We start from the raw sequence: 25,715 nt of genomic DNA, 5'->3' as shown, positions 1-25,715 counted from the left end.
AGCTTGCTGGAATTCAACTAACTGAATCAACCAAACAAATGCCATGAATGACGAATTCTACAATAGAGGATTGGAAAAGGCTAGGCGAAAAGACTACGCTGGAGCAATTGAGGAATTTAACCATGCTTTACAACTGACACCTTACTTTAGCGAAGCTTACTTGCAACGGGGTTTGGCATATTATGACTCAGGAGCAATCCTTAAGGCTGTTTCAGATTATACCGAAGCCCTGAAGTTGAATCCTGAGAGTGTAGAGGCGTATTATTGTCGTGGATTAGCCAGGGTGGCGCTGAAAAATTTGCCGGGGGCGCTGGAGGATGTGGAACGGGCTATTCGTCTTAATCTCAATTATGCTGCTGCTTATAATTTACGGGGGATGGTGCGGCGCAAACAGGGTTATATTCAAGATGCGATCGCTAACTTTAAAAAAGCTGCACAATTATATCTAGAACAACAGGATAAAGAGAATTGTCGTCTGTGTCTGGAACTAATTAAACAGCTACAACCCCCAGAAAAATCTGTTGTACAGCAACCACATTCCACTAATGCGCCAATTTTATCCACAAAGGAATATTTCACGCAATTATTAGACAAGGCTGAAAAAGGAGATACCCAAGAGGCACTCGCCGATTTAAACTGGGTATTAAAAGCCGATCCGCAAGATGCCCAAGCTTACTGCTGCCGTGGTGTTGTCCGTTGTAAAATGGGAAATTATCGAGAAGCGATCGCAGATTTTAATCAAGCATTGCGACTAAATTTCCAAGATGCCATTGTCTATCGCAACCGAGGCAAAGCCCGTTCTGTATTGGGAGATCATCAAGGAGCGATCGCAGACCTTAATCAAGCACTCCAAATACAACCCGAAGATGCCTTAGTTTATATTGCCAGAGGTAATGCCTATCGGGCAATGGGCAATTATATCGATGCAATTCAAGATTACACCCAAGCGCTGCAAATTAATCCTGATGATGCTCATGCTTACTACAATCGCGGTATTGCCTATACTTGCTTAGAAGAAATGCAAAACGCCGTGGAGAATTATCAACAGGCGGCGAGTATTTTTTGTGAACAAGAAGATTGGGGAAATTATCAACAAGTTTTAAGTAGCCTAGAAAAAATCCAGAAATTTAGTCCAGAGTCAAAAAAGCAAAAATATAACCTGTTACGTCAGCGACTTTTACGAATGGTGGGGGGATACTGGGAGATTGCCGAACGATTAATTGAGCAAAAGCAGAATTACTATCCTGGGATGTCAGACGAGTGGTATTTGCAAAAAGTGATTGATGATTTAGAACGCGATCGCGGTAGATAAAATATAAATGCCACTACAAACGTAAATTCACCCATACACTTGTACGGGTGAATATGCGATCAATCACTTCTTATTTTAAACGCACCCTATATTAACAACGTTTTAAAGTTTAGTTAGAAGTGCGAGTTTGACGGCGACGACGCAATCCAAACATACCAACTGCTCCCACTGCGAACATTGACAGAGTAACAGATGGTTCAGGAACGGTAGCACCAATTAACTCTCTAACATTTGCCTCACCGACATCAAGAACGACAATAACATCATTAAAGTCACGGTCAGAACCTTCGTTCGACTTGCCAGTTGCAGAATCTACCCCTGAAGCGTGTAAACCACCGTATAAATCCTCGAATGCCAGTATGATGTAGTTGTTGTAAGCATAAGCAACAGCGTGCTGTAGTCCGTCAGCATTAGAGGCAGTTTCAGTACCAAATATATTGGCAGAGTTGCCACGGTTGAGACCATCAGCTCTCAACCATAAGTCGAGTTGAGTACCTGCGGTAACATTGCCAATATTGACCCCATCACCAAATTTTAGGGCATTACCGCCCCAACCACCAACACACCCGTCTCCTTCACAAGAAATATCATTAAAAAGCAGCCCAGACTTGTTAGTAGTTCCTGTGGCATTAAAGGCTAACTGGTTTCTATAACCTGCGCCCTCATTGATAAAGTAAACAGAAACATCATGGTCGTATTTTAGGTTTAATTGAGTGGGGTCTAATTTAAATTGTCCACTGTTTGGGAGAACAACGCTTTCAGCTTGAACAAATTGTTGAAAAGGAGTGTCGTTAAAACCAGTTTGAGACTTATTGTATACCGTTGGTTGAGTCCAGGAATTATCCCAGCTAAAATCAGCAGCAGATGCAGTTTCTACTTTGGAAACTAATCCGGTTAAGGTAGCTGTAGCGGCAATCAAGGCAGTGAGTAAATTAAGTTTCATATCTAGAGTCATTAGTAGGGAAAACAATTTAGATAATGCTCTTGGGAGCAACTATCTGTGTTCTGTCGTCTCTTACTTCTAACAGCTATTCTTCTGCAAAGTCAATCGATAATTTAGCCTTTATTGGTATATTTAAATAGCTCTTTATTTAAAGTAATTCCACTTAAAACAGACTATTGTATATCAGTTAATACACTGTTATTAGTACTTAGAAATTAAACTGATAGATGATGAAAAACTTATGAAAAACTTATACTTATTATGAAAATAAGATGTGCAATTTCTCTAGTAAAAAGCTAAAAGCTTAATCTATAAGAATTTTCATTTGAATGAGGTAAATAGGTATGTGTGTACTGTCGTGCGTGTCAACTTAAGCTTTGGCGAAGGTTATTCACCAATATACAAACAGAGTTTATCTCCGTACCTACGTTGATAAACTTAGTAGTCGATCGAGTCAAGGAAACCTGATTAAATAAGTTTGTAGTCAAGACTGAAGTCGTCGCCGGAAGCACTGGAGTGTTTACTACGTAACACACTTTCGTTGACTTGATGAAGTAGTATTCGTCTAAGTAAGTCGGTGCTAATATTTCCAACTATGTTAAGGAATTTTAATGTAGGGTGTGTTGTCGCAAAGCGCAACGCACCGTCAACAATCTCAGGTGCGTTAGCCTACGGCATAACACACCCTACAGCTAATTTATATTTCTTCATATACATTGAATTTTTCTCACCGACTTACTTATCGTCAGAATCTGTAAGTTCTGCCAAGGATGGTAGACAATCTGGGGGTTGTATTTTAGGATGACAGTTCTTGCTTGGACTTGATGAATATATTTTAAGGTTAAAATAATCAAGCTTTTCCAGAGCTACATTCCCCTTCTCCCAGATAAAATTTATATATGAATGCTACACAAGAACAACTAAAAGAGCAGGTTGAGCAGGCTTTAGTCGCGGCTTTTGGCGCTGACTTCGCTGGAGTAGATCCAATTTTGGTTCCTGCTAGCAATCCTAAATTTGGGGATTATCAGGCGAATGTGGCTTTATCCCTGAGTAAAAAGTTAGGAAAGCAACCAAGAGCGATCGCAGGTGCGATCGTTGAGAAACTAGATGTATCCGAAATCTGCGAACCGCCAGAAATCGCTGGGCCAGGATTTATCAATCTAAAACTCAAAACGGCATACTTAGAAGCACAACTCAATGCGATTCAAGCAGATCCCAGACTAGGAGTTCCAGCCGCGAAAACGCCGAAGCGAGAAATTGTGGATTTTTCCAGTCCGAATATTGCCAAAGAAATGCATGTTGGACACTTGCGCTCTACAATTATTGGCGATGCGATCGCTCGGATTTTAGAATTTCAAGGACACGATGTACTGCGGTTAAATCATGTAGGTGATTGGGGTACGCAGTTTGGCATGTTAATCGCCTATCTGCGGGAAGTTTACCCAGACGCGCTTACTACCGCAAATGCTTTAGATATTGGTGATTTAGTCTCTTTTTATCGCAAAGCCAAACAACGCTTTGATGCAGATGAAGCTTTTCAAGAGACAGCACGCCAGGAAGTTGTCAGATTACAAGCAGGTGCAGAAGATACACTCCATGCTTGGAAACTACTGTGTGAACAATCACGTAGGGAGTTTCAAATAATTTATGAGTTGCTGGATATCAAGTTAACTGAACGCGGAGAATCTTTCTATAACCCTTTACTATCTGGTGTTGTAGAAGATTTAGATAAATCTGGATTACTAGTAGAAAACCAAGGCGCAAAATGCGTTTTTCTGGAAGGGTTTACAAATAGAGAAGGTGAACCTTTACCCTTAATTGTGCAGAAATCAGACGGCGGTTATAACTACGCCACAACAGATTTAGCATCTCTCCGCTACCGGATTCAGCAGGATCAAGCAAAGCGGATAATTTATGTAACCGATGCTGGACAAGGAAACCACTTTGCCCAATTTTTCCAGGTAGCACGCAAAGCCGGATGGATTCCTGATGATGTGGAATTAGTCCATATTCCCTTTGGGTTGGTGTTAGGAGAAGATGGTAAGAAATTCAAAACTCGTTCTGGGGATACTGTGCGGTTGCGAGATTTGTTAGATGAAGCTGTTTCTCGTTCCCATGCAGACTTAAAAACTAGATTACAAGAAGAAGAACGGCAAGAAACTGAAGAATTTATTAATGAAGTGGCTAGGGTAGTTGGCATCAGTGCAGTTAAATATGCAGACTTAAGCCAAAACCGCACCAGTAACTACATCTTCAGCTACGACAAAATGCTGGATCTCAAAGGTAATACTGCGCCCTATATGCTGTATGTTTATGCCCGGATTCAGGGGATTAGCCGCAAGGGTGATATTAACTTTAAGGAGTTGGGAAACAATGCTGTCCTGTTGCAGCATGAAACAGAATTAGCGCTGGCAAAATATTTACTTCAACTGGATGAAATTATTAGTAGTGTAGAGCAAGACTTGCTGCCCAACCGTTTATGTGAGTATTTGTATGAACTGAGTAAAAAGTTTAATCAGTTTTACGATCGCAATCAGGGAGTTCAGGTGTTAGAAGCGGAGGAACCACAGCGGACATCCCGCTTGGTTTTATGTGATTTGACTGCTAGAACCCTGAAGTTGGGACTATCTTTGTTAGGAATTCAGGTGTTAGAAAGAATGTAAAATCATTTAGATGAGATTTTTTAACGCAGATGCACTTTGCCTTACCGCAGGGTAGTTACGCAGAGTAAGAGTTAGTTAAAGGTGATTTTTCTTTGTGTCTTTTGCGGTTTGTTAATAAGTAATCAAGCCGGAATTTTCCTATACAGTTTATAAAAATATTTGCAACAAATTAATCGGCTGTAGGGACGTAAAATTGTACGCCCCTACCAACATATTTGTAACAATAATTTCAGGAAATAGTATTAGGAATACCAAGATTTAATCCACTCCCATTCCTCTGCCAAACCCTCTCTCAGGGAGACTTGCGGCTCATATCCCAGAATTTTATGCGCTTTAGATACATCAGCAGCGGTGTGACGGGCGTCTCCCATTGCCTTTTCTATGTGGTTTCTTTTGATTGCTTTCCCAACAATTTCTTCAATCATATCCAAAACTTCTGCTAAAACCACTCTGCTACCACCACCAATATTAAAGATTTTTCCCACTGCTTGGGGTGCAGTGGCGGCAGCTAAATTGGCGGCGATGATATCACTAACAAAAGTAAATTCCCGCGTTTGTTGTCCATCACCGTAAATAGGAATTGCCTCATCTTGCAAAATGCATTTAAAAAACTTATGAAATGCCATATCTGGACGCTGTTTGGGGCCATAAACAGTGAAATAGCGCAATGTCACACAAGGCACGCCAAAGTTTTTGTGATATAGTTCACACAAAAACTCTGCTGCTAGCTTAGTAATACCGTAAGGAGAAACTGGTTGAGGAGAAATCCCTTCGTGAGTGGGTAATGTTTCCGCATCACCATATACACTTGACGAAGAGGCAAACACTAATCTTTTCAGGTGTTTAGCATCCTTAGCTGCTTCTAGCAAAACTTGTGTAGCATTAACATTTCGTTCTGTGTAATCTCGAAAAGCTTTACCCCAACTTGCTCTGACACCTGCTTGTGCCGCTTGATGGTAAACTACATCAACATCTTGTAGGAGTTTCTGCCAATCTAAAAACTGAATATCTCTTTCAATTAATGTAAAGCCAGGTAACCGATGTAAGTGTTCAACATTGTTACGCTTTAATGTAGGATCGTAATAATCATTGAATTCATCAATCCCGATCACTTCTTCTCCTTGTTGTAGCAATGTTTCTACAAGATGAGAACCAATAAAGCCTGCGGCTCCAGTAACGATAATTTTAGCCATGTCGCCTATTCTTTATATCCCGATTTATCTCTATATTGACAAGTTAATAATTATAATCAATATTTTGCTATTATTTGAAATTTTTTTAATCTATGATTATCGGTCTATCAACATAACAGATAATCAAATTAATATACTTGCATTCCAAATACATTATTAAGTCTTTTGAGCAATAACTAACAATAAAAATTATCAATTCAGTAATTAGTGAATTGATAATTTTCAAAATAAATATAATTAAAACTCAATAGCTAAAATAGGTCAGCAGATTGGAATAATTAAAGTTAGATATGCATAATAGAGTAAGTTTTTAGAATAACTATATGGATTTATGCCTATATACTTAAATATAAAGGGCTTGCACAAGTGTAAGAATTGATGAAAAAATTGATCCGCGAGAACCGCTAAGGTATTCTCGTTTCGCAAGGAACGCACGAGGAAATCTGTGAAAGTTTTAGTTGTCGGTAATGGGGGGCGCGAACACGCTCTGGCATGGAAACTGTTGCAATCTAAGCAAATTGAGCAAGTTATCTGTGTACCAGGGAATGGGGGCACGGCAAGTATGGAACGTTGCCAGAACTTGCCCTTAGCAGTAGATGATTTTGAGGGCATGAGCCGATATGCTTTAGAACATGGCATAACTCTGGTAATAGTTGGGCCAGAAGTCCCCCTGTCTAAGGGAATTACAGATTACCTCCAAGACAAAGGATTGATGGTATTTGGCCCAGTCAGAGTGGGAGCGCAAATTGAGGCGAGTAAAGCTTGGGCAAAAGCCTTGATGCAAGAAGCAGGGATTCCGACGGCACGGGCTGCGGTATTTACGGAGGCAGCAGCAGCAAAATCTTACATCAAATCTCAAGGAGCGCCAATTGTTGTCAAAGCTGATGGCTTGGCGGCTGGTAAGGGTGTAACGGTTGCTGAAACAGTTGTACAAGCAGAAAGTGCCGTTGATGCGATTTTTCAGGGACAATTTGGCAGTGCTGGTGAGTTTGTTGTCATTGAAGAATGTTTGATTGGACAAGAGGTTTCAGTTTTAGCGTTGACCGATGGGTTAACAATTAGACCCTTGCTGCCAGCTCAAGACCACAAGCGGATTGGTGACGGCGATACGGGGGAAAATACTGGTGGGATGGGAGCATACAGCCCAGCACCCATTGCTACCCCAGAGTTGATGGCACGTATTCAAACAGAAGTCTTAGAAAGAGCGATCGCCACCTTACGAGCTAAAGGCATTGATTACCGAGGCGTGCTGTATGCTGGATTAATGATTGCACCCGATGGCGACTTGAAGGTTTTGGAATTTAACTGTCGCTTCGGCGATCCAGAAACCCAGGTGATTTTGCCACTGTTAGAAACACCCCTTGAAGAGTTAATTCTAGCCTGTGTACAACAACGATTAAGTGAATTGCCGCCCATTGCTTGGAAAGGGGGAGCATCTGCCACTGTCGTTGCAGCTTCAGGTGGTTATCCAGGAGAATATGAGAAAGGCCAGATCATTACTGGTATTGGTGAGGCAGAGGCAACAGGAGCAACTGTATTTCATGCAGGTACGAAGTTGAATCAGCAACAAGAAGTAGTCACAGATGGGGGTCGAGTATTAAATGTGACTGGAATTGGAGAAAATTTTGAGCAAGCGATCGCCCAAGCATACGCTGGTATCAAATATATTCAGTTCGATGGGATATTTTATCGGCGAGATATTGGTTATAGAGTTAGGAGTTAAGGGTTGAGAGCGCTGAATGTGAGGCAATAACTAATGCCTTATAGTCAATGCCCAATGCCCCATGCCCCATTCCCAATGCCCCATTTCCCTAACATATTTGTCAAATTAACTGTTAATTTTTTAGTTGTTGGGCTTTATAACAAAGATTACTAACAACTTTATTTAAGATGATAACTCTGTTAAAAACAATTCGACATGCGATCGCTAGTTGGTGGTCAGAGTTCACACTCCAGACCAAACTGCTGGCTGTTGCCACGTTGGTGGTTTCATTGGTGATGAGTGGTCTGACCTTCTGGGCTGTGAATACAATTCAGCAGGATGCGCGGATGAATGACACCCGCTTCGGTCGTGATTTGGGGCTGTTGCTTGCTGCCAACGTTGCGCCCCTAGTCGCTGACAATAATCTCACTGAGGTTGCCCAATTTTCCCAACGTTTTTATAGCAGCACCTCTAGCGTGCGTTATATGCTCTACGCCGATGAGACTGGGGAAATCTTTTTTGGCATTCCTTTTTGGGATGCCGAGGTAGAAAATTCCCTCACCATTAAACGGCGAATACAACTGCCTGAAGATTACCCTGGTGATGGGGAAAAGCCGATGGTGCGGCAACACATGACTCCAGATGGAGCAGTTACAGATGTATTTATTCCCCTGATCGTAAATCAAAAATACTTAGGTGTATTAGCGATCGGGATCAATCCCAATCAGACCGCTGTTATCTCCACCAATTTTACCCGCGATGTCACCATTGCCGTTTTTATCACGATTTGGGTAATGGTAATTTTGGCAGGAGTGATTAACGCCTTGACCATCACCAAGCCCATTAAAGAACTGCTAGTGGGGGTGAAGCAAATTGCTACCGGGAATTTCAAGCAGCGTATTGATTTACCTTTAGGGGGCGAACTGGGGGAGTTAATTTTAAGCTTTAATGAGATGGCAGAGCGATTAGAGCGCTATGAAGAACAGAATATTGAGGAACTGACCGCAGAAAAAGCCAAGCTAGAAACCCTAGTTTCGACGATCGCAGATGGTGCCGTGTTGATTGATAACAACATGCAGGTGATTTTAGTCAACCCCACAGCGCAGCGAATTTTTGGCTGGGAAGCTGCTGATGTGGTAGGCCACAATGTTTTGCATCACTTGCCCTCATCAGTACAAATGGAAATCACCCGTCCCTTGTACGAAATGGCCGCAGGCGAATGTGAAAGCGCCGAATTCCGAATTTTTATTAACCAACCCACTCCACGGACAATCCGCATTCTCTTGACTACAGTACTCAACCTGCAAAGGGAAAGCATTAAAGGTATTGCAATTACCGTCCAAGATATAACCCGTGAGGTGGAATTAAACGATGCAAAAAGCCAATTTATCAGCAACGTTTCCCACGAACTGCGAACGCCTCTATTCAACATCAAAACCTATATTGAAACCCTGCATGACTACGGCGAAGACTTAGGTTTAGAAGAACGGCAAGAGTTTCTGCAAACTGTGAACCATGAAACCGATCGCCTAACCCGCCTAGTTAACGATGTTTTGGATTTGTCAAAACTAGAATCTGGTCGTAACTACAGCTTCGATGGCGTAGATTTAGCCCAAGCGATCGAACAAACACTGCGTACTTATCAACTCAATGCTAAAGATAAAGGTGTTGAACTCATTCAAGAAGTTGCTCCTAATTTGCCCCTGGTAATGGGTAATTATGATCTGTTAGTACAAGTGTTTGGCAACCTGATTGGTAATGCCCTTAAATTCACAAAAGCTGGTGGGAAAGTAGCAATCCGCGCCTACCAACTGGATTTCATACCCAATCACACCCAATCTTGTCCAGTGCGGATTGAAATTTCCGATACTGGAATTGGCATTGCCACAGAAGATCAACACTCAATTTTTGAACGCTTCTTCCGCGTAGAAAACCGAGTTCACACCCTAGAAGGTACGGGTTTAGGTTTATCGATTGTCAGAAATATCATCGATAGACATCGTAGTAAAGTCCATCTGGTGAGTGAAGTTGGTATAGGCACAACTTTTTGGTTCGACTTAGCCGCCTTTGAAGAAAAAGCACCACCGATACAAGTTGAAGCGATTGCGGAAGCATCCAAAATCACCACAGTTTGAAGGATTGGGCATTGGGCATTGGGTATGGGGCAGGGACATTGCTATTCCCTATTCCCCATTCCCCATTCCCTAACACAAATCAAGACCTTAATATAACGAACAACAAACAGACCAATAATAAACCTAATAGCAACAGCAAAGCCTGATTACGTTTTACCCAACTTTTCACAGTTATTGCAAAACTGTTAGTGTAACGCTGCTGTTGCAACTCTAACTTTGTCTCTTCAATATTTTGATAGAGAGTACAGTCTTTGGCGTAGGGACGCTGGGGAAAATTGCAAGTATCATCAGCGTGATAGGTGCAGGTGTCGCACAGATACCCGTCCCCAGTGGCGCGGTGCAATGGAATACCGGGATGACCGTAAGCTTTGAGTGTTGTCCGACAATAGGGACAACTAATAGCTTGACTATCAACGAGTTGATGGCAGCGGGGACAAGATACAGTAGCCAAAACCTTTAGCACAAATAGGTAAACACTTTGATTCTAGCCATTTACCAGGGTAATGGGGAAATACATACGTAGCCGGTTAATTTTGAATATGGCTAGTTCTCAGAAATGGTTATTTTATCAGTAAAAGTACTAATTTTCTGATGATTTTTTATATTTTCCTAAGTGATTTCTATCACTCAAAATAATTCAGGCTATGTCATAATCTAGCAAATATGAGGTTTTATCCTAAGTCCAATAAATATTTAGAGGTAGAAAAATATTGCCTTTTAATCCTGAGCTATGCCGTAACGAAAGCGAAGTTGAAAGCAAACTCATAGTGCAGTATTTGCTACCGCAGCTAGGTTATACTCCTGACACCTGGCATCAAGAAGTTGCCGTTGGTAGCATCCGCTTAGATTTCTTAGCATTTGCCGCACAGGTGATTCCCTTTGTCTTAGATGCAAATTCACCGCTGAGTGTCGTCATGGAGGCAAAGCATCCCAAACAAAACTTAAATAATCATGTCCCCCGACTCAGGCATTATTTAACCAGCTTGAATGTCAGGTATGGATTGTTGACTAATGGCAAAGAGATTAGAATTTATCAAAAATCGCAATACGATATTCAGCTATTATTTCAGTGTTCTGGGAAGGAAGTTGAGATAAAGTTAGATCAAATTAAAATTTTAATTGGTAGAGAGAGTTTGAAAGAGGGACAGTTAGTAGATAAACCAGAAGTTCAAATAACTGAAAATAATTCCAATATTGAAACGAAAAGGGAACATTCAATGAAAACAATCGCGGTTTACCATAATAAAGGTGGCGTTGGTAAGACAACAACTGTAGTTAATCTAGCCGCCGCTCTTAGGAAGAAGGGAAAAAGAGTTCTAGTTATTGATTTAGATAGCCAAGCTAATACTACATTTGCTACTGGTTTAGTCAAATTTGATGATGAAGAGTTTGATGATATAAAAGATTCTAATATTTTTCATGTATTGCAATCAGAAGATTTTTATCCTATTGCAGAGGTAGCGAGAAAATCTAATTTTAGTAATCCAGAAATTTATGTAGTCCCTGCACACATTGATTTGATAAGACTAGAAACAGAACTCAATGCACTTGATTATAGTAGGCTAATATTGATTGAAAAGCTAGAGAAAGTAAAAGACCAATATGATGTTGTGTTAATAGATACGCCACCTTCTTTAAACCTATATGCCAAAATTGCCTTGATAGCTACAGATTTTCTTATTATTCCATCTGATCTAAAACCTTTCGCTAACCAAGGATTAACGAATGTTAAAGAATTTATAAAAACTATTAATGGATTTAGAAAACAAATCAGAAAACCACCAATTCAAATTATAGGAGTCCTAGCTTGTAAAATATCAACAAATGCGAAATTTGTGCAATCAACTTTAAAAAATCGTCTAGAAAAGATTTATAGTCGATATGGTATAAACGTGATGGATGCTGTAATTTATGAAAGAGAAGATTTGGCAAAATGCGCTGAAAGAATTCAGATTGTTGGAGATATTGAGATAGCTGATCCAATATCAGTACTAGATTTTAAACCAGACTCAACTTCGGCACATGAATTTGAGTTATTAGCAATAGAAGTTTTACAAAAAATAGGGCTGCCTTAATGAAATTAGCTACATCACTTGTTGCTGTAAAGAAAATTACTTCAAGCAAACTTCGTTCAATTTTCGCAGATGATGAACTAGAACAGGCTGCTCGATTAATTTTAGACTCTGAGGGCGTTATTAATCCCATAGTGGTTCGCAGAACAAGTCTGCAATCATACGAGGTAGTAGATGGAGACTTTGAATATTTTGCTGCTGTTAGGGCTAGAGAGATAGATCCTCGTAAGGGCGAAATGATTGGGGTATTTATCATTGAGTCTGAAAATGAGGAGACTTTAACTAAGCAAGTTAAATTATTTAGAAAATCAAAAGCTCTGATTGCCAAGAATATATCTGTTAGTTCAGATGGTATCGAATCTCCCTTAATCAATACGGAATCACGATTTATCAACACAGAATCTCGCATGACAAATCTTGAATCACGTTTTGAAAACCGCACTATTGAATTACAGACAGAGTTTAGGCTTGAAATTAAAAATATTAATGACAGACTGAAAGAAATTGAAAACCGAATTCCAAAACCAATGGAACCATTGGAGGCACTTAATACCTTGAGTTTATCTGAGCTTACCTCTAAGTTGAGACGGGTTGGTATCAATATTAAAATAATTGAAAAAATAATCAGTGAGCGTAACAATGGGAAATTCAAATCTTTTAGCAATGTCGTAGATCGGATCAAAGGCTTAGGTGACAAAACAATGCTAAAGATTATCGACAGTTTTGCAGAGGGTAGTGTCTGACTTTATTCTATAAAGTTAAAATTGGTGGCTAACATGGATAGTCTGGAATCTAAAATTGTTGAAATTTTAAAACGTGGCACTCCCATAAGAGCAGTAAAAATTGCTGAAATGCTGGGAGTTGAAAGACGCGAAGTCAACCATTATTTATATTCTTCATTGAAGAATATGGTTGTCCAAGATAGTGAGTATAAATGGTCATTGAAGACAAATGAAATAGGCAATAATCAGCGTATTCCAACTCAACCTTCAAAACCTCAAAAACAATCATCAAAACCTGTAACGCAAAATAACGTCTACAGTTTTACCAAAAAAGAAATTCGACAAGATACTCCGATTCAACCACCAAGTCTGCCAAATCAATCCTCACAACCCGTCAAACATGAAAAACTGGAGAAATTTTATCAACAACATTTTCAACCAACCCCTCAAACTCCATCCTCACAACCAGTAAAGCAAACTAATCCTTATGAAGTTGTCAAAAGAGAACTTGCTCAAGTATCTTCTGAGGAAAAGATAAAAATTCTAGAAAATGCCTTTAGACAAGATAGATATGCAGAATTAGAAGATGAGCAAATAAATGCTCTCCAATCAATTTTAGAAGAAGCTAGGCGGGAAGTGAATATAGTCAATACCGCTTATACACAAGGAAAACTAAGCTTTTGGAAGACTAACTCTTTAGCGATCGCACTTGTATCTATAGCCTTAACTCTTGGTACATTCTTCGTGATTAGTCAACTAAGATCCAACTCAACTTACCAACCTACCCCAACCATTCCACAAAATAGGTAGATTTGCAAACCCCTTTGCGGTTTCGGCCTGTTCTTTTCTATATGAGGTGAAAATTCAGTTGCACAATATGTCAATCTCTAACCCCGCACTTGTCGCAGTGCATTAAATGCCTTACCTCGCAATCCAACTGGTAACAATGATAACCCTAAACCAGTCCAAGCTTTAGGTGTCGAAAAAGACTGTCCTGCTAAAACTAACTCTCTGCCTTTTTGTGTTTCACCCTTTTCAATTAAACGCAAACCTAATAATAATTGTGTTTCAGTTAGACGATTTTTTCTGATTGTCTCTATTTTTTCAGACTCAAATTTATAATTTTCTAAATAGCGGATTTTATCAAATAAATAAGGAATAGCTCGATTAATACCTTGTTGCTCTGCATGGTAGCGATATTCCATCAATAATTCTGGTAAGTAATAGCCATTTTTCCCAGCTAAAGCGAGACGCACAAATAAATCATTATCCTCACAATTTTGGAGATTTGGTTGCATATATCCTAATTCTTGCAACGTTTTACGGCGAAATAATGTCGCCCCCACTTGAAAGCTTTGCTGAATAAATACAACTTCTAACAAATTATTTACAATACCCCCTGGTAAATTCTTCCTACCCCAGCGTCGAGTATTTTCTTGAGTTTTTTCCTCATCCCGCACATTGTTAATATCAATTATCCAATGGTCTGTACCAACAAAATCAATGCTAGAGTCTTGAGCAAGAATAGCTGCGGTACTTGCGAGAAAATCGGGTGTTAGCCGATCATCATCATCAAATTTAATAAAATATTCACCGGTGGCTGCATCAAAGCCAGAGCGCATATTATTACTTTTACCAATATTTTGCAGATGACGGATATATTTAATCCGATCGTCTGTGTATTGTGACATCAATTCGGGTGTGCGATCGCTAGAACCGTCATCACAAACAATTAGCTCAAAATCTTGCTCAGACTGATTGAGTACACTGTCAATGGCATAAGGGAGGAGATGAACACGATTAAAAGTAGGAATGCAAACAGTAATTTTAGGCATATTGTATACTAATAACTTAAAAATATAGAAAATAGAATTTTTATATCATATCAATTGCTAATTTAATACATCGCCAATAAGGCTATATTTAGCGGATAGTTCTTTGAATTTTATTCATTGTTTTGTTGAAAAAAATATTAGTTTTCGCAATTATGCTAAGTGGTCTTAGCTGTTTTGGTCTTTGTTCTGGCTGTTTGAGAAAGCGATAGTGTAAAAACTCTTTTGCATAACAGATATTAACCTCTTTACCTTGAGATAAGTGGGCGAAATCACGAGCAGAATAGCTCATGTAATGGATGCGGTGAATTGGTTTTAAGCCATCTTGATTGTAAAGAACATTATTAATATTAACGAAGGGATCTGCATTGGCACAGTTACCTGTTCTATCTTCGCCATTAGGGCTAAGTGTAAAGTTAAATAGTGGGCGATCGCAGCGCAAAGTCATATAATTAAACAAAAAAGCATCATCCCACCAGCCGTATCCATTAATCCATTCAACTTCCCTATGGGTAATTAATCGCTCCTTCATTATTTCAATTTCTTTAACAGTAAATAACCCCCGTTTAGATCCAAAAAAGCTAGAACAATGCAGCTTAGGACGTATATCTGCTTCTTTATACAGTCCAGTTTTTTCTATAACTGAAATATTTAAAGCTGCAACAGGTCTATCCTTAAGGTGTTCCCAGTCATCAAAAACAAAATCGGATGTTTCTAACTTGTCAATTACATTATTGAGTGGCTTCATTGCCAAGCTATCACCATCATAAAATACAAATTTATCAAAAATCCCTTCAAAGGCAACAAACTTTCTTTGTAAATGACTTTTGTACCAGCTAGAGTGTGATATTTTTGTATCTTGTTGCCTGGAATGAGCAGCCCAAACCTGATGAGCAAATTCTTCCCAGCGTTGAATTACCTCCCAATTCTCAAACAGAATTACATTTTTTCGGGCATTAACTTCTTGTCTAACTAAGTCTAGTCGCTCATCATAAGGAATAATACAAATAGGAATATCTGCGCTAACATTCACTTCAATGCTGTTAAGCAAAGCTACTAGTTGATCAAACACCACATCATTCGCAAGGGTGTAAATACCGAAGGTATCCATTTTCATAAATCCTTTTTATGTTTAGTCACTGAAGGGATGTTTGAAAAGTATTGTTGGTAACAGCAATACCTCACAAATCTAACCACCGAGCAAGCCTTCCCTATGAGGGAATGGAAGCGGGTATTATAGTATATTTTGCTACTTTTTAAACATCCTCTGGGTAACGCAAATAGTATTATTGTTGTTTTCTAATCTATTATTCCCAAGTAATTAATAATATACACATAATTGAAACCTGGCGAAACACTGATGATTTCGGACGAGTTCTTCTGCTTGGGTAAAGCAAAGAGCTTATTGAGTTGTTTTTTATACGACACTGATAATTTGTTGCAGTTGTGACTTTAATAATTGATATTTCCTAATCCGCATTACCTCTAAAGCTTGCTTCCTAGAGTTGCCTATGATAGTTTGCTAATTAGCATTAAGCACAGTATCTTTATCAAGATGCCGTATTTACGTTATGGACGAAGCTCGCTGTGAACAAAATCACTGATGGGAGGGATGAAATACATAGATAGTCTTGGATGGAAGCGGCTAATTTAGTTTCCTAAACTTGGTAATGAGAATAGCACCCTACAATGAATATACGTATGCAAACTATTCATAACCGTAAAGTCAAAGGTGGAGGCTAAACGTTGGCACAATTCCAAGCACAACCTCTGGCTTTGTCAAGCTCTCAAAAAAATTGGGTATTACTCGGTGTCGGACTTGGGGTGTTCATGTCTACCTTAGATGTGGGCATCATCAATGTTGCTTTGCCCACATTGGTAAAAGCCTTTGACACCAGTTTCCCTACAACCCAATGGGCTGTGTTGAGTTACCAGTTGGTCAGTTCTGGCTTAGTTTTGGGAGCAACGCGCCTGGGTGATATGTGGGGCAAGAAGTCCTTATACCAAGGGGGACTTATTCTCTTCACTTTCAGTTCGCTGTTGTGTGGTTTTGCACCTAGTATTGAATGGTTGATCGGCTTTCGGGCACTTCAAGGATTAGGTGCTGTGTTCATCTCTGGGCTTGGTTTGGCAATAGTTACAGAAGTTTTTCCCACTTCCGAACGAGGCCGGGCTGTTGGTGTCATCGGTAGTGTAGTATCACTGGGAATTGCTTTTGGCCCTTCTGCTGGCGGACTGCTCTTAAGCTGGTCAGGTTGGCATAGTATATTCTTCATCAATGTACCGCTGGGGATCATAGCTAGTTTCTTAATAGCTAGGGTGGTACCACCTTCTGTAGGTATTCAGGGCAAACAAAAATTTGACTTTTTTGGAGCCATATTGGCTTTATTGACTCTGGGTAGTTTTGGGCTGGGTATGACACAGGGGCAAAGCCAAGGCTTTAGCAGTATCAATTCATTAGTATTATTAGCGATCGCTGCCGTGAGTTTTACAACTTTTTTGGTAGTTGAAGCGATCCTAGAGCAGCCATTACTAGAACTGCACCTGTTTCGAAATCTTCAATTAAGTATGGGTTTACTGAGTGGCTGGCTAGCATTCACTGTCATTGGTGGTTCGCTACTCATCGTCCCTTTCTTTCTAGAAGGGGTCAAGCAATATCCGACGCTAAAAGTGGGGCTGCTACTAGCCGTATCGCCTATACTTAGTGGGTTAATTGCCCCTCTAGCTGGAATACTTTCAGACCGCTTTGGTGCGCGACTGATCAGTTCAATTGGACTGGGGTTGATGATTGGCGGCTGTTTGGGGATTAGCACTTTTGATGCTCAAATTACTGAGCTTGGCTATGTATCGCGCTATTTTATTTACGGCATTGGATTAGGTTTATTCCAATCGCCCAACAACAGCACTGTTATGGGAGCAGTACCGAGGGAGCGGCTAGGGATTGCTTCTGGGCTGCTGTCTTTATCACGTACTTCAGGTAACACCGTAGGAGTTTCTCTAATCGGGGCAGTATTTGGAGCGTTAATCGCTAGCATGTCTGCGGGTGCAGATGTATCTGTTGCCCCTCCTGATGCGATCGTTGCAGGCTTCCAAGGAACTTTTCGTTTTGCAGCCCTAATACTATGTGGCGCAGCAGTTGCATCTGTTTTAAGGATCAGTAAGAGGCAGGAGAGCAGGGAGCAGGGTGCAGGGTCAAAAGAGGCAGGGGAGCAGGGGGCAGGGAGCAAGGGGGAAAACTGAGCGCCCGATTGTACTCCGCCCCAATAAGAGCGCCCTTTATGGCGCGGAGCTTCTTGGTGAAAATTCCTCTCCTCAGCACCCTGCACCCTGCCCCTCTGCCTCTTTTCAATGCCCAATGCCCCATCCCCAATTAGCAATCACTAAGGAGTTAGATAAATGACAGGTAAATTAGAAGGAAAAGTAGCAATTATCACTGGTGCTTCAGCGGGAATTGGAGAAGCAACTGCGATCGCTTTGGCTTCAGTTGGAGCAACAGTAGTACTTGCTGCTAGGCGTGGCGATCGCATTCAGGCATTATCAGAACGCATCGAAGCTAGTGGTGGCAAGGCATTACCCATTGTCACCGATGTGACTGATGAAACCCAGGTAAATAACTTGGTGGCAAAGGCAAATGCAGAATTGGGAAGGGTTGATATCCTCGTCAACAATGCGGGGATCGCCTTACTTGGCACCATTGAAGCGGGAAATAGCTCAGACTGGCGGCGATCGTTTGACCTCAACGTATTAGGATTGCTATATGCTACTCATGCTGTTTTGCCTCTGTTGAAGGCGCAAAAATCGGGGCATATAGTCAATATCTCCTCAGTGGCTGGCCGGACAGCGCGGGCGGGCGTCGGTGTTTATAATGCGACCAAATGGGGTGTTAATGCCCTCTCGGAAGCATTGCGTCAAGAAGTCCACAAGGAAAATATCCGCGTCACTATTATCGAACCAGGTTTGGTAGATACAGAAATTGACAACCAAATTACCGATCCCGTTGCCAAACAACGGATCGAAGAACGACGCAAGTCAATTCAACCTCTGCAAAGCGAAGACATCGCTGCTGCGATCGTTTACGCCCTCACCCAACCACCGCACGTTAATGTCAACGAAATCCTTATCCGACCAACAGGACAAGAACACTAAAGTTCAACGAACAGAATTCAGGAGTCAGGAGTCAGGAGTCAGAATTCAGGAGTCAGAATTCAGCATGAATTCTTTACGACTGGTGGATAGCGCAGCGTTAGCGAGTCCGCGAACGTCTTGATTCTGACCGGAGGCGGAGCGTCTCCGGCTCCGCTTCTGAATTCTGAATTCTTCTTCAATCATAAGTGTGCGAAAACTTCACTAATCATAGCGGAATCACCTAATCTTTAGCGTTTTTCTACAGCCCTACAATCTTTGATCTTCTGGATGCAAATTGTACCAACTATACCAGTGACGAACTGCTAGCCAAACCGCTGAAAGCAAACCCGCTAAACTAAGGGTGAGTCCGCTGAAGGGTACTAGTAATCCAAAAATAGGCAGCACTGCTCCAGCAATAGTGGCGACGATCGCAGCCAGAGAAGCACTGCGGCTAGCTCCTAATCCCCACGTTAAAATTAGTAAAATGATGGAAATTAAAGTCCAAGCCAACTGAGCATTGATAACGCGAGCTAGATAGGTCAAAGTCAATAGACAAGCAAAGAAAATACTACCAGCGATCGCTACATTTTTGAAACTCATGGGCAGTGACAAATATAACAACAATATCCACCATAAAAATATTGCTGGCGCTAGTAATAAAAGACGCGGAATTACCCCCGTGTTACCAATAGGCTCGGTGTTGGTAAATACTCCAAATGGATTTTTGACTGAAACATTATCGTCGAATTTCCAAGTAAATTGCGTACTGCGTCCGTCAGATTTAATTTCATCAGGTTCAATACCACTGGCAAAATTAGCCGGAGCAAAGTTAGCAATTGCTATAAGGCGGAAGTTAGATAGCATCTGTCCCCCTGCACTATAAACCCAGCGAGGCCCGCCTCTAGCCTGATATGTAACTCGAAAGGTGGTTTCTTCCCCTGGTTGCAGCCGGAAGGGAAAACCATAGTCTCCCGGATTGGTTGGTTGTAACCTAGTCCCGTCACGCTCGATTTTGTAGCTCTTAAGTAGTATAGAGCCGTTGGGTGGTGGTGCTTCAAAGAAAAAATTATTAATATCCTTGAGTTGGTTAACTACTTTATAATCAGCAGTATAATCTGCGCGATAAATTGAGCTACGACCTGGAACATCTACACTTTGGTCAAGCTTGACTTGAATTTGCGAACCAGCCAGCATTAAGAAGCGATTGATCTCTCGCGTCTCATTTACCTTAACTATTTTGCCATCAACTTGAGTGGTGTATGAGTATGGCTCTTGAATAGAGTAGCGGACTTGAGGCGCAAATTGTTCGAGCTTCTCACCAGCAACACTTTCAGCTACTTGAGCCACCTTTGCTTGTTCCCAGTGGTGGTAGCGATTGCTTAAAGTTGAACAGAGAAAAAATCCTGGTACTAACAGAACTAATACTAGAGTTAAATGCTGCAATCCCCGCAACAGTTGGGAATAACGAACAGCCCACTCGCCAATGAATATAAGTTGTTCAGGCTGACTGCGACGCAGGGAAAAACTGATCAGTGCGATCGCAATTCCCAAAGCTACGATCAAAAATACTAATAACAGTGAAGCTTTGAGCGCTTCGGTTCCAAATTGGACAAGCTCAATCGGATGCGTCAAATCGGGTAATCCGGGAATACCTTGAGCAGAAGATGACATTAGCTGATTTTTGCAGAATTTGGAGAACCAGACCAATAAAATCTCTTAAAAGTTTCTGGAAAGAGGTATAAATTATTATCCTATTTGGTGACGGTTCTGAATCCCCAATCCCCAATTCAACTTTGTATTTTCAGAATTTCCTTTAATTTATTCTCATAAAAAAATTCCTTTTCTCTCATCGCTGGAACTAAATCAGTTAACCAGGTTGCTTTCTCGTCATAACGTGCAAAGAAAGGGCGTTTACACCAATTGGGATCGCGTCCTTGTAAAAAAGAAAGTACAAATACTTTCTCGCCATAAATCTCAGTTACGCCATCCACTGCAACTTTACCCGGTAGTGCTGACATGACTGGGCCCCGAGCCGTGCGAGCTAAACCAGACACCTTTTGTATTGCTGCTTGATAAATTTCCCAAGCTCGAATAATTGGTACTTCAAAACAATTTTTTGCTCCAGTATCTCGTTCCATAAACATATAGTAGGGAATGCAACCAAGACGAACTTGTTCTTTCCACATCTTTATCCATACTTGCGGAGAATCATTAATTCCCCGCATCAGTGGCCCTTGGGTGCGAATCTGTGCGCCTGTACTACGAATGCGTTGGAGCGCTGCTTGAGCAATTTCAGTTTTAATTTCTGTCGGATGATCGTAGTGCGCCATAATCGACAGATGTTTGCCTGAACTAGTCACTTTCTCAAACAAACGTAAGATATCATCAGCATCTTCATCTGTAACAAAGCGATAAGGCCAGTAAGCGATCGATTTAGTACCAATCCGAATTGTCTGGATATGTTCAAAATCAGAATTTAGCAGTGGTTCAATATATAAAGCCAGATGTTTAGCTTTCATTGTCATTGGATCTCCGCCAGTAATTAAAACATCTGTGACTTCCTGATGTTGGCGGAGATACTCTTGGAAAAGTCCTGATTCACGGGTAGCAAATTTCATTCCGTCCATCTTCACAAACTGTGGCCAACGGAAGCAAAATGTGCAATATGTGTGACAAGTTTGGCCTGCTGTCGGAAAAATTAAGACTGTTTCGGGATATTTATGTTGAATTCCTGGTACTTGTTTTCCGTCTAAAGTGGGAATATTGTGTTCTGCTTGTCCGGCTGGATGAGGATTGAGTTGCGATCGCATCCTATTGATTACTTGACGCAGGTCTTCTGGTGTAGAATTTTGCAGATGCCAAATAACCTTGTCTAGAGATTCAGGAGCCAACATTTCTTTTTGAGGAAAAGTCAGGCGAAAGATCGGATCATCGGGAATTTTTTCCCAGTCAATTAGTTCTTCTACTACGTAATTATTGACACGGAACGGCAATACTTGGGCAACTGCTTTCATTGCCAAGCGGTCTGCTGTTGAAAATTTTTGCAGTTGAGGCAGCCGATCTATATCTTTAATTTCATATAGCTCAATTTTTTTAGGTTTAAGTTGTGACATTTAATTATTATTTTGAATTTATATAAAATACAAAAATTATCTGGAAACTATAATAAAAACAAGTTTATTTTGGTAAATCATCCAACCGATATAATTTGGCATAATGGCAATCCTCACAAAAAAATAATGAGATTTAACAAAAAGAAACTAATACACATTTAAAATAGTGCAATTAAAGAGCATTATGATTAATTAGCCAATTAATCTTCAATAGCACCCAATTCTTTAAGTGTATTTTTTTGTTCTTCCCCTAGACCGGAAATACCCTTGATATTCATTCCTTCATAAGGTCTTTTTGACATGAGTGTTTTGATACACTCTCCAGTTTTGACATTCCATTGCTTAATAGCTCCATCCTGGGAACCACTATACAAAGTTCCATCAGAACTAAAGATAACAGAACGAACCCAATTATTATGTCCTTGCAAAATAATCAGACGTTTACCTGTGTCAACATCCCAAATTTCAACAGTGTGATTAACACAAGCACAGCCAATAATCTTACCATCAGGACTAAAAGCAACAGAACGTATCCAATCATTATTGACTAAAATTTTGCAACATTCGCCAGTCTGAACATCCCATAGTCGTACTGTTTTGTCATCACCGCCACTAGCTAATAGCCCTCCAAATTGCCCTTTTGAAGGGAGGAGCGGGCTAAAAGCAACAGACCATATTCGCATAGTATGTCCTTCCAAAACCCGAATACATTCTCCTGTATGAACATTCCATAGCCGCAATGTTTGATCATCACTTCCACTGGCGAGGATTTCAGCATCAGGGCTAAAACTGACAGACTGCACCCAATTTGTATGTCCCTGTAATGTTTCAAAGCATTGGCCAGTGCGAATGTTCCAGAGTTTGATATTGCAGTCAATACTACCACTAGCTAGAGTTTGACCATCATGACTAAAAGCAATAGAGCGGATGCGATCGCTATTTGGCAAAATTTTCACGCACTGTCCACTCAGAGTATCCCAAAGACGGATGGTTTGGTCATCACTACCACTAGCTAATAGTCCCCCACCTAGCGGACTAAATGCAACAGACCAAAGGCGGCCAGCGTGTCCTTCTAAAGTACTGATACATTCTTCAGTCTGAACATCCCACAGCCTAACGGTTTTATCATCATTGCTACTAGCAATTCTCTTCCCATCTGGACTCAGGGCTAGATCGTGTACCCAATTGGTGTACCCCTGCAAGATTTGGACACATTGATAATTTCCGATCTCCCAAAACCGAACGGTTTTATCATAACCACCACTAGCAAGTGTTTTTCCGTCGGGACTAAATGCAACAGACTGAATATAATTACTATGTCCTTCTAAAGTTTTTAATAATTTCCCCGTTTGAATATCCCAGAGTTTTACCGTTTTGTCGTCGCTACAACTGGCGATGATCTCTCTTCCTTGTGAAGAGGGGATCGGACTCAAGGCTATAGAATTGATTAAATTAGTGTGTCCTTCTAAAGTTTTTAATAACTTCCCTGTTTGAATATCCCAGAGTTTTACAGTTTTGTCATCGCTACAACTGACAAGTATTTCTCTATCAGAACTAAAAACTACGGACTGGACTAATTTTTTATGTCCCTCAAGAGTTTTCAAACATTTACCTGTTTTTACATCCCACAATTTCACAGTTTTGTCAGCACTACCACTGGCAAGTATTTTTCCATCAGGACTAAAGGCAACAGAACGAACAAAATTGCTATGTCCCTTGAAAATTTTCCAGAATTTTTTGGTATCCAGATCCCAGAGTCTAATAGTTTTATCACTACTAGCACTAGCGACAAATTTGCCATCAGGACTGAAGACAACAGACCTGACCCAGCTAGTATGTTCTTCAAAAGTTATGAGAAGTTTTTGGCTAGCAACATCCCAGAGTTTTACAGTATGGTCATCACTACAACTAACTAAAGTTTTACCATCGGGGCTAAAGGCAACAGTTCTTACCCAATTATCATGTGCTTTCCAATGAAATAGTTGCTCACCATAAGTAGCTTGCCAAAAAATAATGCGACCATCAGCGTCACCTGTAGCAACAATTTCTCCATTTACAGGATTAAATGCCACTGATAAAATACTATCGAATATTCCTGTAAATACAGATTTAGATAAGTCAGAGTTCGCAAAATTTACATGATGCAGGTTCACATTGATTAGGTATGCTTGCCATATCTTTAAAGTAGAAAAATCACATTCACTTAAATCAATTCCCAGATGACAAAGGAGGTTAATAATATTCCCCCCAGCATAACCGGATGTCAACGGAGTGTTTATTTGCAGCAATTTTATAATTTTTAAGAGATGTTCTTTAATCCGGTCTTTATTGCCAAATTTATTAATTAGCTTTTCAACAACTGGTTCTAGAATTAAACGAATTTGAGCATTTCTAGTCTTTCCTTCTGTTTGCGCCTTGAGTAAGGCATAATTTTTTAACAAGGAAATATTTTCTAGAGTAACCTCGGAAACAATTTCTTCACAAACCTGATTAACAAATTGACTAATGATATATTCCATTACTACAGCCTGGAGCATAAATTTCGCCAAACCCTTCTCGTTAAAGATTAGTGATCGCCGTCGTAACGATTCTAAAGCTTCAATTAATTGCGGTTGTGATGTAGTTGAAATAATATCTGCTTGTAATTCTACAAAAGAAGTAGGTTTGCAATTAATTCCTAACCAGTATAAAATTTCCTTTTCTAAACTTGATAACCTATTAAACTGCTGTTCTAATAGATTGCGGATATCTCCAAATAACACGGAAATATCACAACTAATGAACTCTGATATATTGCTACCAAAAACTTCTTGGATAGTATTACAAACGATTTTTAAGGCTAAAGGATTACCTGCATATTGATTAATTAACTTGTTCCAGTCTTTCTCTGAACCCAGAAAATCACCTTTGCCTACAAATATGCTTTTTGCCGCGATGTTTTCTAGTCCACTTAGCTGCAATGATCGAACTTTAAGATTGTTTCCTTCTAAAGTGATAATTTCTTTGGGACTTTCACGACTGGTTAAGACTAAACAGCTTTGATGAGGCATTTCCCCAACTTGTCGGAAAAATTCTCCATATTCTTCATATCCTTCTCGATATTGACCGACATAATCACCTCCAAGCAAAACTGACTCGACATTATCCAGTACCAATAAACAGCGATGTTTCCGCAAAAACGCAATCAATTGCGAAATTCCTACTTCTTTAGGCTCATTCTTTTTGGAGAAAAACTCAATCAAGTCTGCAAAAATCTCCTTAACAGAGGGTGCATGACGTAGCGATCGCCAGACAACATACTCAAACTGTCCCTGAATTTTCTGTGCCAGCTTGATAGATAACGCTGTTTTACCAATTCCCCCCATCCCAAATATTGCTACCAGTCGGGAACGGTCTTTATTTATCCATTCCTCTAAAACATCTAACTCCAACTCACGCCCAAAGAAAACCGGGACATCAGGCGCTTCGCCAAAATCATAACAGGATGAGGCATTAACTACTGTTGATAACTGATATCTTTCCTGGAAGATACTCCTGATTACCTCTAATTTCCCAGGAGTACTCCCAGCAATGTCAAACTTTTGGTAAACCGAACCAAGTCGCTTTCGCACTGCGGCTGCACTAATTTCGAGAGTGGTTGCAATAGATTCTGCCGTTTGGCCAGCTAAAGCTAGAAGTAAGGCACTTACCTCAGCCTCAGATACATTGTGTTCGGCTGTAACCGCTCTCAAGAAACTTTCAGGAATTTCCGTCATGAAGTAAATTTCTCCAGCCAAAACTATTTTTATATATATGTGAGGTAGATGTGAGATATATTCTTACTGCTTTATACTCAAATCTGCTCTTTTTATTCTTACTCCCCAACGCTAGTAGGGAAGGGGTTGGGGGTTAGGTCTGTATTGG

General features: G+C 40.4%; 17 protein-coding genes. 9 read left to right on the top strand and 8 right to left on the bottom strand.

The features are described from left to right. The first annotated feature begins 43 nt into the window (after nucleotides 1–43). On the top strand, nucleotides 44–1,312 hold the full coding sequence (locus HUN01_RS03790) for a tetratricopeptide repeat protein (RefSeq protein ID WP_181930150.1): 1,269 nt from the start codon (nucleotides 44–46) through the stop codon (nucleotides 1,310–1,312). A gap of 109 nt (nucleotides 1,313–1,421) precedes the next feature. Here the strand turns inward: HUN01_RS03790 and HUN01_RS03785 are convergent, their stop codons facing one another. Further along, complete coding sequence (locus HUN01_RS03785; RefSeq protein ID WP_181930149.1) at nucleotides 1,422–2,255, bottom strand: DUF4114 domain-containing protein; 834 nt, start codon at nucleotides 2,253–2,255, stop codon at nucleotides 1,422–1,424. An 899-nt stretch (nucleotides 2,256–3,154) separates the two neighbouring features. Between HUN01_RS03785 and argS the strand changes: the two genes are divergently transcribed. Continuing rightward, nucleotides 3,155–4,918 carry an arginine--tRNA ligase gene (argS, locus tag HUN01_RS03780; protein ID WP_181930148.1) on the top strand — a complete coding sequence of 588 codons (1,764 nt, stop codon included), beginning with the start codon at nucleotides 3,155–3,157 and terminating at the stop codon, nucleotides 4,916–4,918. 242 nt (nucleotides 4,919–5,160) lie between these two features. Here the strand turns inward: argS and HUN01_RS03775 are convergent, their stop codons facing one another. After that, nucleotides 5,161–6,111, bottom strand: coding sequence for an NAD-dependent epimerase/dehydratase family protein (locus HUN01_RS03775; RefSeq protein WP_181930147.1), 951 nt, complete (start codon nucleotides 6,109–6,111; stop codon nucleotides 5,161–5,163). 445 nt (nucleotides 6,112–6,556) lie between these two features. Between HUN01_RS03775 and purD the strand changes: the two genes are divergently transcribed. After that, nucleotides 6,557–7,834 (top strand): phosphoribosylamine--glycine ligase, encoded by a 1,278-nt coding sequence (gene purD / locus HUN01_RS03770; RefSeq protein ID WP_181930146.1) that lies wholly within the window; start codon nucleotides 6,557–6,559, stop codon nucleotides 7,832–7,834. 167 nt (nucleotides 7,835–8,001) lie between these two features. Next, nucleotides 8,002–9,948, top strand: a complete 1,947-nt coding sequence (gene nblS, locus HUN01_RS03765; RefSeq protein WP_181930145.1) for a two-component system sensor histidine kinase NblS — start codon at nucleotides 8,002–8,004, stop codon at nucleotides 9,946–9,948. 79 nt (nucleotides 9,949–10,027) lie between these two features. Here the strand turns inward: nblS and HUN01_RS03760 are convergent, their stop codons facing one another. After that, nucleotides 10,028–10,399: a zinc ribbon domain-containing protein gene (locus tag HUN01_RS03760; RefSeq protein ID WP_181930144.1), complete on the bottom strand. Its 372-nt coding sequence runs from the start codon at nucleotides 10,397–10,399 to the stop codon at nucleotides 10,028–10,030. Nucleotides 10,400–10,658: 259 nt separating this feature from the next. Here HUN01_RS03760 and HUN01_RS03755 point away from each other — a divergent pair, with 259 nt between their 5' ends. The 3 genes from HUN01_RS03755 to HUN01_RS03745 are packed head-to-tail and all read left to right on the top strand — an operon-like array spanning nucleotide 10,659 to nucleotide 13,552. After that, the gene (locus tag HUN01_RS03755) at nucleotides 10,659–12,023 is read left to right on the top strand and encodes an AAA family ATPase (RefSeq protein ID WP_181930143.1); all 1,365 of its coding nucleotides are present in this window, start codon (nucleotides 10,659–10,661) and stop codon (nucleotides 12,021–12,023) included. After that, a complete protein-coding gene (locus HUN01_RS03750) occupies nucleotides 12,023–12,763 on the top strand; it encodes a ParB N-terminal domain-containing protein (protein WP_181930142.1) in 741 nt (246 codons plus the stop codon). The genes HUN01_RS03755 and HUN01_RS03750 overlap by 1 nt, the downstream gene beginning before the upstream one ends. A 33-nt stretch (nucleotides 12,764–12,796) precedes the next feature. Next, nucleotides 12,797–13,552 carry a hypothetical protein gene (locus tag HUN01_RS03745; protein WP_181930141.1) on the top strand — a complete coding sequence of 252 codons (756 nt, stop codon included), beginning with the start codon at nucleotides 12,797–12,799 and terminating at the stop codon, nucleotides 13,550–13,552. 77 nt (nucleotides 13,553–13,629) lie between these two features. Here HUN01_RS03745 and HUN01_RS03740 read toward each other — a convergent pair whose 3' ends face one another. Then, a complete protein-coding gene (locus HUN01_RS03740; protein ID WP_181930140.1) occupies nucleotides 13,630–14,577 on the bottom strand; it encodes a glycosyltransferase family 2 protein in 948 nt (315 codons plus the stop codon). Nucleotides 14,578–14,665: 88 nt separating this feature from the next. Next, nucleotides 14,666–15,685: an Npun_R2821/Npun_R2822 family protein gene (locus tag HUN01_RS03735; protein WP_181932547.1), complete on the bottom strand. Its 1,020-nt coding sequence runs from the start codon at nucleotides 15,683–15,685 to the stop codon at nucleotides 14,666–14,668. A gap of 635 nt (nucleotides 15,686–16,320) precedes the next feature. Between HUN01_RS03735 and HUN01_RS03730 the strand changes: the two genes are divergently transcribed. Both HUN01_RS03730 and HUN01_RS03725 read left to right on the top strand, forming a co-directional pair. Further along, a complete protein-coding gene (locus HUN01_RS03730) occupies nucleotides 16,321–17,814 on the top strand; it encodes an MFS transporter (protein ID WP_181930139.1) in 1,494 nt (497 codons plus the stop codon). A gap of 156 nt (nucleotides 17,815–17,970) precedes the next feature. Next, a complete protein-coding gene (locus tag HUN01_RS03725; protein WP_181930138.1) occupies nucleotides 17,971–18,720 on the top strand; it encodes an SDR family NAD(P)-dependent oxidoreductase in 750 nt (249 codons plus the stop codon). Between the two features lie 246 nt (nucleotides 18,721–18,966). Here the strand turns inward: HUN01_RS03725 and HUN01_RS03720 are convergent, their stop codons facing one another. The 3 genes from HUN01_RS03720 to HUN01_RS03710 form a co-directional block, all read right to left on the bottom strand. After that, nucleotides 18,967–20,370, bottom strand: a complete 1,404-nt coding sequence (locus HUN01_RS03720; protein WP_181930137.1) for a hypothetical protein — start codon at nucleotides 20,368–20,370, stop codon at nucleotides 18,967–18,969. A 116-nt stretch (nucleotides 20,371–20,486) separates the two neighbouring features. Further along, a complete protein-coding gene (locus HUN01_RS03715) occupies nucleotides 20,487–21,812 on the bottom strand; it encodes a KamA family radical SAM protein (protein ID WP_181930136.1) in 1,326 nt (441 codons plus the stop codon). 200 nt (nucleotides 21,813–22,012) lie between these two features. Continuing rightward, a complete protein-coding gene (locus tag HUN01_RS03710; RefSeq protein ID WP_181930135.1) occupies nucleotides 22,013–25,567 on the bottom strand; it encodes a WD40 domain-containing protein in 3,555 nt (1,184 codons plus the stop codon). Nucleotides 25,568–25,715 lie beyond the last annotated feature (148 nt).

The sequence above is a fragment of the Nostoc edaphicum CCNP1411 genome (assembly GCF_014023275.1).
Taxonomy (GTDB): Bacteria; Cyanobacteriota; Cyanobacteriia; order Cyanobacteriales; family Nostocaceae; genus Nostoc; species Nostoc edaphicum_A.
The sequence above is the reverse complement of the archived record's forward strand: the minus strand, read 5'-3'. Positions and strand labels throughout refer to the sequence as shown.

Coding starts and splice junctions, on each gene's coding strand:
- HUN01_RS03750 (WP_181930142.1), top strand. CDS start 12,023: ATGAAATTAGCTACATCACTTGTTGCTGTAAAGAAAATTACTTCAAGC.
- nblS (WP_181930145.1), top strand. CDS start 8,002: ATGATAACTCTGTTAAAAACAATTCGACATGCGATCGCTAGTTGGTGG.
- argS (WP_181930148.1), top strand. CDS start 3,155: ATGAATGCTACACAAGAACAACTAAAAGAGCAGGTTGAGCAGGCTTTA.
- HUN01_RS03775 (WP_181930147.1), bottom strand. CDS start 6,111: ATGGCTAAAATTATCGTTACTGGAGCCGCAGGCTTTATTGGTTCTCAT.
- HUN01_RS03790 (WP_181930150.1), top strand. CDS start 44: ATGAATGACGAATTCTACAATAGAGGATTGGAAAAGGCTAGGCGAAAA.
- HUN01_RS03785 (WP_181930149.1), bottom strand. CDS start 2,255: ATGAAACTTAATTTACTCACTGCCTTGATTGCCGCTACAGCTACCTTA.
- HUN01_RS03710 (WP_181930135.1), bottom strand. CDS start 25,567: ATGACGGAAATTCCTGAAAGTTTCTTGAGAGCGGTTACAGCCGAACAC.
- HUN01_RS03745 (WP_181930141.1), top strand. CDS start 12,797: ATGGATAGTCTGGAATCTAAAATTGTTGAAATTTTAAAACGTGGCACT.
- HUN01_RS03740 (WP_181930140.1), bottom strand. CDS start 14,577: ATGCCTAAAATTACTGTTTGCATTCCTACTTTTAATCGTGTTCATCTC.
- HUN01_RS03715 (WP_181930136.1), bottom strand. CDS start 21,812: ATGTCACAACTTAAACCTAAAAAAATTGAGCTATATGAAATTAAAGAT.
- HUN01_RS03735 (WP_181932547.1), bottom strand. CDS start 15,685: ATGGATACCTTCGGTATTTACACCCTTGCGAATGATGTGGTGTTTGAT.
- HUN01_RS03720 (WP_181930137.1), bottom strand. CDS start 20,370: ATGTCATCTTCTGCTCAAGGTATTCCCGGATTACCCGATTTGACGCAT.
- HUN01_RS03725 (WP_181930138.1), top strand. CDS start 17,971: ATGACAGGTAAATTAGAAGGAAAAGTAGCAATTATCACTGGTGCTTCA.